Source organism: Dyadobacter fermentans DSM 18053 (genome assembly GCF_000023125.1).
Lineage (GTDB): Bacteria > Bacteroidota > Bacteroidia > Cytophagales > Spirosomataceae > Dyadobacter > Dyadobacter fermentans.
Genome location: NC_013037.1, coordinates 3,739,718 through 3,751,783, shown reverse-complemented (window position 1 = coordinate 3,751,783; position 12,066 = coordinate 3,739,718). Strand labels below are relative to the sequence as shown.

Here is a 12,066-nt window from a genome sequence, read left to right as displayed (position 1 = left end):
GAGGTACGAAAGATAAGCAGGGCCGCTGCGGGCCCTTGCATTAATAACACAAAGAAAAGGATAATGTATCCTTTTCTTCATATGAACTTTCAAATAAAATAACGGAGATTATGACCCGGCCTTAGGCTCAGTTTCAGCCTTTGCCAATGCCGCGGCTTTCTTTTGCTCGATCTTGAATGCAGAAAGGCGGTCGACTACGTCGCCGCTTACCCATTCGCGGCTTCTTTCGGGGTTGGAGAACCATTCTTTTACGGCAAGGATCTTGTAGAGGTACCTCGCAGTCTCCGAATTGAGACGGAGTTTGAAATAATCATCTTTGTTCTGCGCGTCCATTTTATTCTGGATGTGCGTCGGGCCTGCGTTGTAGGCAGCGGCTACCAATGTCCAGGAACCCAGTTGCTTATACAAGTCGCGCAGGTATTTGCCTGCGGCGTGGGTCGATTTGACTAAGTGTTTGCGGTCGTCCCTGGTTTCGTTTACAACCAGCCCGAGAGATTTTGCGGTGGAAGGCATCAGTTGCCAGTATCCGCCTGCGCCGCGGTGAGACGTTACCTCATCCTTCATGGCGCTCTCTATCAATGGAATATACTTAAAATCGGCTGGTACTCCGTACTTCTTGAGAATGGGTTCGATGATCCGCATTCTCTTTTTCGTTGTGGTCATCAGCTTACGAAAAGTGGGGTTGTCGTAATTTCTGATCATGTTTTGATATCGCTCGGCGATTCGAAGCTCTGATAATGGAACGGCTTCGCCACAGAAGTCAATAGCAAGAAGATCTGAATCAATGATGGTTGTTTCTTTCAGCTCCTTCTTTTCCACCTCCACCTCGCTCACCGGACTCTTGCCGAATATTGCGATTGAGAAGGCCATAAAGATAAGTCTAATCATGCATTTGGTATTTCGTGAAACATCATTTTAGGCACTAGGCCGGGGTGCAAAGATAACGGTATTGAATAAATAAAATTTCAATTTGACGTAAAAAACTGATTTATAAGGCTTTGTTAAAATTAATTCTAGGATAAAAGTAAGATCACCTCGTTTGGTGTTCCACGATGTATCCTGAATAAAAACCGAGCCAGCGCATTAGAAAAGGAAATTTTAATTGGCAAAAGCCGCCAGTCGCCAAACGTAACCTCCCTGCATTGAATGTAATTATAGCAAGAGAAGTGTTTTTGTGTAAAAGTTTTAACTATTGATCGTCAATTGGTTACAAAATTAGTTTTGTGGGAATAATGGTATTATTGTGGAAAATGTCGCCAGTTATCTTCGAAAATTGTGATCCGGCCCCATCTTCAAACCCATTCCGATTGGTTTCCCGAATGTGTTAACTTGCACTTTCTGCAAGCAGTTAGAAATATGGTCACAGTCAACGAGGCAAAAGAAAAGATTATTGCAAACACATCGCCGCTTGCGGCTGTGACGGTTCCGCTTTCGCAAGCTTTGGGGAGTTTTCTCGCCAGCGACGTGGTCGCCCCGATTGCCCTGCCGCCATTCCGGCAGTCGTCGATGGATGGTTACGCGATCGTGCATTCGGACGTGACGGAGCCCGGTACGGCATTGCACCTCACCGGTGAATCCAAAGCAGGCCAGGCCGACCTGCCGTCTGTGCAACCAGGCACGGCGGTTCGCATTTTTACGGGTGCGCCGGTGCCGGAGGGCGCTACGGCAGTGGTGATGCAGGAAAACACTTCGGTGGCGGGTAATGCGGTGCAAATCCACGAATACCCGGTTGCGGAGGGCAAAAATGTACGCCGCGCCGGGCAGCAAATCCAGCAGGGTGCCGTTGCATTGGCCGAAGGAACGCTCGTGTCGCCGGGGGCTGTGGGGTTTTTGAAGGGCATGGATGTGAACGAAGTATCGGTTCATGGCAAGCCCAGGATCGGGTTGCTGGTGACGGGCGACGAGCTGCTTAAAGCCGGTGAGCCACTGGTGCCGGGCAAAATATATGAGTCCAATTCGGATATGCTCAAAGCCGCATTGGCAAATGCAGGGATTGCCGAAGCGACGGTAAGTTATGCTTCCGACGCGCTCGAAGCCACCATTGCGGCGTTGAAAGCATTGATAGATGAACACGATGTAGTGCTCGCGTCAGGGGGGATATCGGTAGGGGATTATGATTTTGTAGGAAAAGCATTGGAAGCATTGGGCGCCGAAACGATCTTTTACAAAGTGAGGCAGAAGCCGGGAAAACCGCTTCTTTTTGGTAAAAAAGGTGATAAATTGATTTTTGCATTGCCCGGTAACCCGGCGTCGTCACTGGTTTGCTACTACGAATATGTGTTGCCTGCCTTGCGGAAAATGATGGGCAGCGGGGAACCGTTCCTGAGGAGCGTGCGGCTGCCGCTGCGACATGCCTACCGGTTTGACGGCGAGCGCGACGAGTTTTTGAAAGCGAGGGTAGAAGGCGGGGAAGTGGTGTCGCTCGATGGGCAGGAATCGTTTGTGATCGGGTCGTTTGCGGTGGCGAATGCGATCATTTATTTGCCTGTATCACAAAATCGTGTGGCGGCGGGCGAGCTGGTGGAAGTACATTTGCTGCCGCTCTGAACCCGGCGGACCGAATGCGGGTTATCAACACGAAACGAGGATGAAATAGCGATGAGTTTTCAAGTGAAATATTTTGGCATGCTGGCCGAGATCGCCGGGTTATCCGATGAGGTCTGGACTGCGGCAGGCGGCCTCACGGTGGGGCAATTCCGCACGCAGGTGACGGAAAAGTATCCGGCTATGCGTGATAAGAAGTTCAAAATAGCAGTTAACCAGAAAATCTCGGAGGATTTCGTTCCCATCGAAGCGCCGGCCGAGATCGCATTGCTTCCGCCGTTTGCGGGAGGATAATATTATGGAAAAGAAACACAAAAAGGTATTTGTGCAGGGGCCGATCAGCCCTGATTTCGTTGCCAGGTCCATCGCCAGCCACCAATCCAAAACGGGCATTGGTGCCCATGCGATTTTCCTCGGGCAAATCCGCGCTGACCAAAAAGAAGGCGGCGCGGTAACGGGCATCGATTACACGGCCTATGAAGAAATGGCCGAACAGGCATTCCACGACATCCGCGAGGCCGCATTTGCCCGGTTCGAACTATCGTGCATGCACATTTACCACAGCCTGGGCCTCGTCCCGACAGGCGAAATCAGCCTCTTTGTCTTCGTTTCATCCCCCCACCGCCGCGCCGCTTTCGAAGCATCGGAATATATCGTAGAAGAAATCAAATCCAAGGTACCCATTTTCGGAAAGGAGCTGGTAGGAGAGGCGGGGCATGTTTGGAAGGAGAATACTTAATTTTGAATGATTGAATGATCGAATGATTGAATAATGCTAAATCAGACCTTGATCTGCGAATTGCACTGTAATCCACTATTCAATCATTCAGTCATTCAATCATTCAATCATTAGCATTATAAATGGTCGACATTACCCATAAAACCAACACCCTCCGCATTGCAACGGCGCAGGCTATTGTGCAGGTGAGCAGGCGGGAAACGGTGGAGGCGATACAGAACCGGACGGTGCCGAAAGGCGATGTGTTCGAAATGGCGAAGGCCGCCGGGTTTCTGGCGGTGAAAAAGACGCCGGACTTGCTGCCCGACTGCCACCCGATCCCGGTGGAATATACGGGCGTGCAATATCGCATTGAAGATTTGACGATCGTAATTGAGCTGACCGTCAAGACTATATACAAAACGGGCGTGGAAGTGGAAGCCATGCACGGCGCATCCGTAGTAGCGCTGACGATGTATGACATGCTCAAACCGATCGACAAGGGTGTAGAAATACGAAATATCCGGTTGCTGGACAAGAAAGGCGGAAAAAGCGATCGCAAAGCGGCCCCGGAAGGCTTGAAAGTAGCTGTGGTGGTTTGCTCGGATAGTATTTCCAACGGGATCGGTGAAGACAAATCAGGCAGGAAGATCATCGAGAAGCTGGGCGCATTTGCAATTGATGTAAGCGATTACAGCATTATTGCGGATGATAAAACGGGCATTCAGGACAAGCTGCATTCGCTGCAACGTGCGGAATACGATATGGTGCTGATCACCGGCGGTACGGGCCTTTCGCCCCGTGACGTGACGCCTGAGGCGGTTTCGGAGCTGCTGGACCGTGAAATTCCGGGTATTGCCGAAACGGCGCGCCAGTATGGCCAGGAACGGGTGCCTACTTCGATGTTGTCGAGGTCGGTGGCGGGCTTCATCGGGGAAATGCTGGTGATAGCCATGCCGGGCAGCACAGGCGGCGTCACCGAATATATTGACGCCCTTTTTCCGCATGTTTTGCATGTTTTTAATGTTATAGAGGGGAAAAAACACGATTAGCAATAACGGATGGCAGTGCCTATTTTAGATAAATTTGGTCGCAAACACACTTATCTGCGCATTTCGCTGACGGATAAGTGCAATCTCCGTTGCACCTATTGTATGCCGCAGGAAGATATGCAGTTTATGCCGTCGAAATGGCTCATGCAAGCCGATGAAATCGCGTATCTGGCGGGTTTATTTGTGGAAATGGGTGTTGAAAAGATCCGTCTGACCGGCGGAGAGCCGCTGGTTCGTAAAGATGCAGGCGAGATCATCGCTACCCTTGGGAAGCTTCCCGCCTCGCTCACGCTCACGACGAACGCCGTGCATATCGACCAGTTTATCGCAGAACTGAAAAGCGCGGGCGTTACCTCGCTGAATGTCAGCCTGGATACATTGAAAGAAGCCCGTTTCAGAGAGATTACGAAGCGCGACCATTTTTCGAAAACGCTGGACCACATCCGCCTGCTGCTCGCCGAAGGTTTTGTGGTGAAGCTTAATATGGTGGTCATGCGCGGCACGAATGATGACGAGGTGAACGACTTCGTCAGGCTTACTTTGGAAGAACCCAACCTGCATGTCCGTTTCATTGAATTCATGCCCTTCAAAGGCAACCAGTGGGATCTTTCCAAGATCGTTTCCTATGCCGATTTGCTTGGCAAGATCGGGCAGGAATATGAATTTCAGCCGGTTCCGGGCGAGGTACACGATACTGCGCGGCGGTTTCAGGTGAATGGCGGCGCGGGGACGTTCGGCATTATCGGCACGGTAACACATCCTTTTTGCGAAGGCTGCAACCGCATCCGCCTCACCGCTGACGGCAAGCTCAAAAACTGCCTTTTCGACACCTCCGAAGTGGATTTACTCACGCCATTACGCAAAGGCGACGACGTCCGACCGCTCATCTACACCCATTTTCAGAAAAAACACTTCGCCCACGGCGGCCACGCCAGCTTCTCCGAGCAACAAGCAAAATCGGAATACGAGCAGAATCGGGAAATGATCGCGATTGGTGGCTAGCGCCGTTTAACATCGTTTTGGGCCGTTCACACTTTGTATGCAACAATGCCTCCGGCGGTTACCTCATTGGTTCGAAATCACTTTGAAAATACCAATCAGTTAACCTTCAAGAGCCATGAGGAACATCTTAAAAACCGCCGTTGCTGCAACTTTCACATTATTTACCATCGCTGCCCAGGTGCAGGCAGATCCCATCGTTTCGCCCAAGGCGGAGTGTAAAAACAACACCTGCGAGAAGTTTCGCATTGGCATGTACCGCGTGCGCGACACGATGTCCATGAATGTGATGATGGAAAAGGAGAAGGGCGAAAAAGTAACCATCCGGCTTATCGACAGCAGGGGGAAGCTCCTGCACGAGGAGTTTGTGCCCAGGTATATTACCAAGGCCGGACGGAAGCTCAATTTCGACGAAATGAACGACGGCGTGTACACCCTCGAAGTTTCCAACGATTATGAAAAAATCGTAAAGAGCATTTACCTTTCTACCAAAGAAGTAAAGGAGGTAAACCGCACGCTTCTGGGTGTAAATTGATAAAGAAGAACATTCAATGCGTTACAGGATGCAGCCGCAGCATTCCTGTAACGCTTTTTTATGCCCAAACGTCACTCTGCAACCTCTGCTGCCACCGGCCGCGGCTGCAAGTCGGTGAACAGCAGGTCGTAGATGATCTTGCCCCAAATCAGAATGCAGGGCACTGCTTTTACTACATACGGCCAGAAAAACTCGTTGCGGATGAATGGAGGGAAAAGATCGGTCGGTGATAGTGTGGTGAATACAAATGCCAGCACGAGCAGCACGTAGTTGAGCCTGTCGGGCGCCTGCATGTAATACCACACCGCCACGCCGGCGATCGCGATGATAAACGTCGGTGATTCGGCCCGGTGATTGAAAATGACCACCCAAACGAGCACGGACGCGAGCATTAACGCACGGAATACAAAGTTGCTGTACGACTTGATTTTGAGCAGCGGCAGGCAGAATAACGCCACGCCAACCAGGTTGACGTAGGTTTTGTTGACATTCATCGAAAACCAGATTTTCAGCCAGCCAATCACCGAAAGTCCATCGGAAAAGTCGCGGTCGGCGGCCAGCAGTTTCCACCAGGTTTTGTACAAAACAACGAATTGGGTAGGGCTCACCGCCACAATGGGCAGCACCGTGAGCAGTAACACCCAGGCCGCCGTCGTGTAGGCCAGTTTCAGTTTATTCGGATACAGCAGGTACAATGCGAGTGCAACGATCCCGAAAAGCTTGATGAAGATCGTGCAGACAATGCAAAGTGACGCCAGCCAGTATTTGTCCCTTTCGAGAAAACCGAATGCAAAGAGGAGTAAACCGGCGATCAGGGCGTTACTTTGCTCGTTTTGCGTGGCCGTGAGAAGCTCCACGAGCATAAATGTGACCATCAGCCCCTTTGCCCGTAAATCGATTCTTGGCAAATAATAGACCGAAAAAAAGATGACAGCTACATTGAGCAGGTTCCAAAAGAAGAGCCCGACAAACGTTGGCATGATGGAAAGTATGCCGAAAACCAATGCAAAAGCCGGACTGTATTTGTACAAATCCCAGTGCTCGGTGACGTGCCATCTGTACAGGTTTTTTCCTTCAATCAAATGGAAGAACGACTGCTTGAAAATGACGTAATTATTGTACGTCGTGTAAAGCTGCGGGCCGTTTGGGAAGGATTTGGGATGGGAAAATACCGATTGAAGTGTTGCGAATGCGGCAATACCCAAAACAATGTACATCAGTGATCGTTTGCTGATCACCAGGCGTTGAAAGGCGGTCATAGAGTGAACTTATTCCGAACGTTGATTTTTCGTCAAAGCTAACGGATAAATTTACTCCATTACCGTTTATTTTTTCATATAGCCCGCTGAATAAAGCCAACCTTCCATTGCCTCAGGCCAATTGGCCAGTGATCCTTTGCCTTCCGTGCGCATTCCATACCCGTGGCCGCCTTTGGGATACAAATGCATTTCGGCAGGGATTTTCTTCTTTTTGAGTGCGAGGTAATATTCGATGCTGTTTTCGACCGGCACGCCCGTATCGTCCATGGCGTGCACGAGGAATGCCGGCGGCGTTTGTTCGGATACCTGCAATTCGTTGGAATAATAGCGGATCAGCTCTTCGGATTTTTCCGGGCCGAGGAGGTTGTCACGCGAGCCGCCGTGCGAGATCGCGGGCAGGAAGGAGATCACCGGGTAAATCAAAATCGAAAAGTTGGGTTTGCCTTCCGCGGAAGCTTTTGCACCCATATTATGGTGTGTTGACAGCGTGGCTGCGAGGTGCCCGCCGGCTGAAAATCCCATCACGCCGATCTTGTCCGTATCTATGTTCCACTTCTCGGCATTCTGGCGGATCAGTTTCATGCCCTGCATTGCGTCCATCAGGGGCACTTCGTGCTGGTGCGTCATGGCTTTTTCGTTGGGTAGCCGGTATTTCAGTACAAATGCCGAGATGCCGCGCTCGTTGAACCATTTGGCAAAATCGCTGCCTTCGTGGGATGCGGCCAGGATGCCGTAGCCGCCGCCGGGGCAGATCATCACAGCTGCGCCGGTTGCTTTGTCTTTCGGTGCGGGGTAGGCGGTGATGGTTGGCACGGTTACGCCGCTGATCCGGAGAATGCCCTGGGCGTCGGTGTCCGACTTCTCGGCGATGTCGCTCTGCTTGGAATTAGGGACTTTGCCTTCCGGCCAAAGGTTGATGGTTTCCGTTTGTGCCATGGATGGGCTGGATAATGCGAACAGGCTCAAAATAGCGAGGATATGTACAGTTTTTTTCATTGAATAGGCTTGCTTTTCCTCGAAAAGACGCCTTTTGAACCAATATACCCTCAATTCGGCGGTAACCGGCATTTTACTTCCACGCCTGTGCGGTTAACCGGCGTCGCGGGGCGTTCGTTGCATTGCCGGGGTTGCTTAGGGCTTTGGCGGATTGATCATAATGTGCGCGCGGTGCGTGCCGGGGTCCATGATCCAGGGCATGCCGGGCACGTCCGGTTTCAGAGGCAGACCGGTACTTTCGGCCGTGGCGAATGGAATGTAAACCACATAACGCAGGTAGCCGTTTTTGAGCGCGCCGGTCGCGGCGTCGTAGTTGTCCTTGGAGCCGGACAGAACGTATAGTGTAGACGATTGCTTCGGCATTTTCAGTTTGCCCTCCTTCACTTCCTTTTCGCGGATGTCAAAAATCTCTTTCGGGTTCTTGCCTTCCCGGGCCAGCACGCGGCCGCGCTCCATAAATGTGTCCAGTTCAGCCAGATAGCAGGATACGTTGATGTCGTCCTTTTTCGGGTCGTCGGCCAGGCATACGAAGTCGTTGCTGCCTTCGCGCAGGATCTTAAATGTACCGTCGGCAGCGTAGCCGTACACCTTTGCGCCGGCCTGTTTGTCCGATGGCGCCGCCATGATGGCCGTCTTGATCTGGACGTCGGCTGGAAGGATATTCTGCGCTGAAATTTCAGCTGCGAGGCAAAGCGCGATGCAGGAAAAAAAAGTCTTTTTCATGATAGTAAATATAAGTCGGTGGTCTCTTATAAACGTAACTAAATTTTTTATTGTAAAAATGACACGTTTAGGCTTCGGATCAGTCTAACGCTTTCTGATTCAAGGCCGAATAGCGCCCGATTTACCCATGAACTTCAAAAAATCGATACTCCTCTTTCCCGCCGGCTGCCTGCTTGCCGGACTGATGGTGGCTTCCTACCAGCGTTCCAACCCGAGCACCATCGATGCCGCCCGGGCCGACACGCTTTATAAAGATCTTACTGATGCTCAGAAGCGTTCGTCGCGCTACGCCGTGGCCGGTCTCACCGTGACCAACGGATTGGAAGCGACCCTTTTTGCATCCGAACCGACGATCACCAATCCAACGAATATCGACGTCGACCATTTGGGGAGAGTCTGGGTTTGCGAAGCCTACAATTATCGTCCGGCCATCAACGGCAATCCAACCAAAAATGAAGGCGACCGCATTGTGGTGCTGGAAGATACCAACGGCGACGGCAAATCCGATAAATCAACGGTTTTTTATCAGGGTTCCGAGATCAATGCGCCGCTGGGCGTTTGGGTGATGGGCAACAAGGTGATCGTTTCGCAAAGTCCTTATGTGTGGCTGTTCACGGACGAGGATGGCGATTTGAAAGCAGATAAAAAAGAGGTCATTTTCGAAGGCATAGGCGGTGACCAGCACGACCACGGAATGCACGCGTTTGTTTTCGGGCCGGATGGTAAGTTGTATTTCAATTTCGGAAATGAAGGCAACCACCTGCTCGATGGAAAGGGAAATCCTATTGTGGGCAAAGACGGCAAGCCGATCGACTTTTCTAAACTGAAACAGGGAATGGTGTTCCGCTGCGACCCTGATTTTAACAATATCGAGGTGCTGGGCAATAATTTCCGGAACAATTTCGAAGTGGCGGTGGACAGCTACGGAACCATGTGGCAGTCGGACAACGACGACGACGGCAACAAGGGCGTGCGGATCAACTACGTGATGCAGCACGGTAACTACGGCTACACCGACGAGATGACCGGCGCGGGCTGGCGGGCAAACCGCACTAATATGGAGGACTCGATACCCTACCGCCACTGGCATTTGAATGACCCCGGCGTGGTCCCGAACCTGCTTCAAACCGGCTCAGGCTCGCCTACGGGAATGGTCGTGTATGAGGGTAAGCTGCTGCCGAAGGAATTTTGGGGACAAATGATCCACTGCGAACCGGGGCATAATGTGGTACGCTCTTATCCGGTTGAAAAAGCCGGGGCGGGGTATTCTGCTAAAATCGTCAATATCGTCGACGGCAAGCGCGACCAGTGGTTCCGCCCGTCCGACGTGTGCGTGGCGCCCGATGGCTCATTGCTCGTTTCCGACTGGTACGATCCGGGTGTGGGCGGCCACCAGGCCGGCGACCAGGGCAAAGGCCGCATTTATCGTGTAGCGCCTGCAAACGCGCCTTATCGCATTAAAAAAGCGGATTTCGCGACGGTGTCCGGCGCAATAGAGGCATTGCAAAGTCCTAACCTCTCGGTGCGCTACCATGCCTGGACTTCCCTGCATACCATGGGCGCCAGAGCGGCTCCTGGATTGGAAAAGTTGTTTGCCAGCAAAAACGCCGAGCCCCGCATGCGGGCGAGGGCGATGTGGCTCCTGAGCAAGTTCCCATTTACGGCTAAAAAGACGGTTGAACTGGCTATTAAAGATGCCAATGCGGATATCCGGATTGCCGGGCTGCGCGCCGCGGCGGAGTCGGAGCATGTGGACGTGCTTCCTTATATTAAAACATTGGTCAAAGATCCCGAAGCGCAGGTCCGTCGCGAATGCGCATTGCTATTACACCATAACCCCTCGCCCGAAGCGCCCGCATTGTGGGCTACGCTGGCGCAGCAGTACGACGGCAAAGACCGCTGGTACCTCGAAGCGCTCGGCATCGGCGCCGATGCACAGTGGGATTCGTTTTTCAAGGCATGGCTCGGCAAAGCGGGCGCAAATCCTGTGGCTACGCAGGCCGGAAAAGACATAGTGTGGCGCTCGCGCGGCAAAGAATCCGTGCAGCTGCTGGCTTCGCTGGCGGGTGATCCTTCGGTGGATTTGAAAAGCCGGTTGCGCTATTTCCGGGCATTTGACTTCAATTCGGCAGGTCGCGAAAAATCAATGGCATTGCTGAAACTGACCAACGGCTCAGGCGCGCACCAGGACAAAGTGAACGAACTGGTGATGCGCCACCTCGATCCGGCATTTGTGAAGCAAACGCCCGAGGCGATGGCCGCATTAAAGCGCATGCTCGACCGGACATATGGCACGCAAGCCTACCTCGAACTCGTCGCGAAATACGAGATCCCTTCTGAAAACGAACGGTTACTGAAAATGGCCATGGAGCAATCCAGCAGCCGCCTCGGATCGACGGCGGCGGGGCAGCTGATCAAGCAGGGCGGCACGCCATTGCTTTGGAAGGTGGTAAAAGGTTCGGATAGGACAAAAAGTGCGGCCGTGTTGACAGCGCTCAAATCGGTTGGAAGCAAGGATGCCCTCGATATTCTGAAAACGGCGGCCACCGACACCAGCTACCCCGAAGACCTGCAGATTATCGCGGCCAGATCGCTCGGCGGCACCATGAGCGGTGAAGATCAGGTACTGGTGCTGCTCAAAGACGGCAAGCTCACCGGCGAGGCAAAAACAGCCGCCGTTCAGGGCCTGAATGGCGCCTGGCGGAAATCGGTGAAAATGGAAGCCGCCAAATACCTCGATGGAGCGACTGTGGCCGTGAAAAAGCATCCAGAAGTGAAAGAGCTTATAGGCATGAAAGGTGACCTCGCAAAAGGCAAGCAGGTATTTACGTCCTACTGTTCGGTGTGTCACCAGGTGAATGGCGAAGGGATGGATTTCGGCCCGAAACTGTCCGAAATCGGCAGTAAGCTGCCTAAGGAAGCCCAATACGCCGCCATTTTCGACCCCAGCGCGGGTATCGGCTTTGGTTATGAGGGTTTTGAAGTGACGTTAAAAGACGGTACCGCCGTGTCGGGCATCGTTTCCAGCAAAACCGAAACAGACCTGATCCTCAAATTCCCCGGCGGATCAACCCAGGAATATAAAATGTCGCAGGTCAAATCGATCAAGCAGCTGAAAGACTCGATGATGCCCGCAGGCTTGCAGGATGCAATGAGTACGGAGGAATTGGTGAGTCTGGTGGATTATCTGAGTAATTTGAAGAAGAAGTAGCAATGCAAAAGGAGCCGCGAGGCTCCTTT

At 52.1% G+C, this 12,066-nt stretch carries 11 protein-coding genes; 7 read left to right on the top strand and 4 right to left on the bottom strand.

Annotated features, from left to right (window positions below; translation table 11 throughout):
• Positions 1-108 precede the first annotated feature (108 nt).
• Positions 109-888, bottom strand: coding sequence for a lytic transglycosylase domain-containing protein (locus tag DFER_RS15185; RefSeq protein WP_015812533.1), 780 nt, complete (start codon positions 886-888; stop codon positions 109-111).
• Between the two features lie 468 nt (positions 889-1,356).
• Between DFER_RS15185 and DFER_RS15180 the strand changes: the two genes are divergently transcribed.
• The 6 genes from DFER_RS15180 (at position 1,357) to DFER_RS15155 (ending at position 5,848) form a co-directional block, all read left to right on the top strand.
• Positions 1,357-2,547 carry a molybdopterin molybdotransferase MoeA gene (locus DFER_RS15180; RefSeq protein ID WP_015812532.1) on the top strand — a complete coding sequence of 397 codons (1,191 nt, stop codon included), beginning with the start codon at positions 1,357-1,359 and terminating at the stop codon, positions 2,545-2,547.
• A gap of 78 nt (positions 2,548-2,625) precedes the next feature.
• On the top strand, positions 2,626-2,838 hold the full coding sequence (locus DFER_RS15175) for a MoaD/ThiS family protein (protein ID WP_229206011.1): 213 nt from the start codon (positions 2,626-2,628) through the stop codon (positions 2,836-2,838).
• 4 nt (positions 2,839-2,842) lie between these two features.
• Positions 2,843-3,283 carry a molybdenum cofactor biosynthesis protein MoaE gene (locus DFER_RS15170; RefSeq protein ID WP_015812530.1) on the top strand — a complete coding sequence of 147 codons (441 nt, stop codon included), beginning with the start codon at positions 2,843-2,845 and terminating at the stop codon, positions 3,281-3,283.
• Between the two features lie 122 nt (positions 3,284-3,405).
• On the top strand, positions 3,406-4,314 hold the full coding sequence (gene moaCB / locus DFER_RS15165) for a bifunctional molybdenum cofactor biosynthesis protein MoaC/MoaB (RefSeq protein WP_015812529.1): 909 nt from the start codon (positions 3,406-3,408) through the stop codon (positions 4,312-4,314).
• A gap of 9 nt (positions 4,315-4,323) precedes the next feature.
• Positions 4,324-5,316 carry a GTP 3',8-cyclase MoaA gene (moaA, locus tag DFER_RS15160; protein ID WP_015812528.1) on the top strand — a complete coding sequence of 331 codons (993 nt, stop codon included), beginning with the start codon at positions 4,324-4,326 and terminating at the stop codon, positions 5,314-5,316.
• 115 nt (positions 5,317-5,431) lie between these two features.
• Positions 5,432-5,848 (top strand): T9SS type A sorting domain-containing protein, encoded by a 417-nt coding sequence (locus tag DFER_RS15155; protein ID WP_015812527.1) that lies wholly within the window; start codon positions 5,432-5,434, stop codon positions 5,846-5,848.
• Between the two features lie 71 nt (positions 5,849-5,919).
• Here the strand turns inward: DFER_RS15155 and DFER_RS15150 are convergent, their stop codons facing one another.
• The 3 genes from DFER_RS15150 to DFER_RS15140 all read right to left on the bottom strand — a co-directional run bounded on the left by DFER_RS15150 (position 5,920) and on the right by DFER_RS15140 (position 8,826).
• On the bottom strand, positions 5,920-7,107 hold the full coding sequence (locus tag DFER_RS15150; RefSeq protein ID WP_015812526.1) for a glycosyltransferase family 87 protein: 1,188 nt from the start codon (positions 7,105-7,107) through the stop codon (positions 5,920-5,922).
• Positions 7,108-7,173: 66 nt separating this feature from the next.
• Positions 7,174-8,103: an alpha/beta hydrolase gene (locus DFER_RS15145; RefSeq protein ID WP_041736465.1), complete on the bottom strand. Its 930-nt coding sequence runs from the start codon at positions 8,101-8,103 to the stop codon at positions 7,174-7,176.
• 135 nt (positions 8,104-8,238) lie between these two features.
• The gene (locus tag DFER_RS15140) at positions 8,239-8,826 is read right to left on the bottom strand and encodes a hypothetical protein (RefSeq protein ID WP_015812524.1); all 588 of its coding nucleotides are present in this window, start codon (positions 8,824-8,826) and stop codon (positions 8,239-8,241) included.
• 127 nt (positions 8,827-8,953) lie between these two features.
• Between DFER_RS15140 and DFER_RS15135 the strand changes: the two genes are divergently transcribed.
• Positions 8,954-12,037: a PVC-type heme-binding CxxCH protein gene (locus tag DFER_RS15135; protein ID WP_015812523.1), complete on the top strand. Its 3,084-nt coding sequence runs from the start codon at positions 8,954-8,956 to the stop codon at positions 12,035-12,037.
• Positions 12,038-12,066: the final 29 nt, after the last annotated feature.

What these genes read in the sequence shown, in the direction of transcription:
- DFER_RS15185 (WP_015812533.1), bottom strand. Translation starts at nt 888, where the DNA reads ATGATTAGACTTATCTTTATGGCCTTCTCAATCGCAATATTCGGCAAG.
- DFER_RS15180 (WP_015812532.1), top strand. Translation starts at nt 1,357, where the DNA reads ATGGTCACAGTCAACGAGGCAAAAGAAAAGATTATTGCAAACACATCG.
- DFER_RS15175 (WP_229206011.1), top strand. Translation starts at nt 2,626, where the DNA reads ATGCTGGCCGAGATCGCCGGGTTATCCGATGAGGTCTGGACTGCGGCA.
- DFER_RS15170 (WP_015812530.1), top strand. Translation starts at nt 2,843, where the DNA reads ATGGAAAAGAAACACAAAAAGGTATTTGTGCAGGGGCCGATCAGCCCT.
- moaCB (WP_015812529.1), top strand. Translation starts at nt 3,406, where the DNA reads ATGGTCGACATTACCCATAAAACCAACACCCTCCGCATTGCAACGGCG.
- moaA (WP_015812528.1), top strand. Translation starts at nt 4,324, where the DNA reads ATGGCAGTGCCTATTTTAGATAAATTTGGTCGCAAACACACTTATCTG.
- DFER_RS15155 (WP_015812527.1), top strand. Translation starts at nt 5,432, where the DNA reads ATGAGGAACATCTTAAAAACCGCCGTTGCTGCAACTTTCACATTATTT.
- DFER_RS15150 (WP_015812526.1), bottom strand. Translation starts at nt 7,107, where the DNA reads ATGACCGCCTTTCAACGCCTGGTGATCAGCAAACGATCACTGATGTAC.
- DFER_RS15145 (WP_041736465.1), bottom strand. Translation starts at nt 8,103, where the DNA reads ATGAAAAAAACTGTACATATCCTCGCTATTTTGAGCCTGTTCGCATTA.
- DFER_RS15140 (WP_015812524.1), bottom strand. Translation starts at nt 8,826, where the DNA reads ATGAAAAAGACTTTTTTTTCCTGCATCGCGCTTTGCCTCGCAGCTGAA.
- DFER_RS15135 (WP_015812523.1), top strand. Translation starts at nt 8,954, where the DNA reads ATGAACTTCAAAAAATCGATACTCCTCTTTCCCGCCGGCTGCCTGCTT.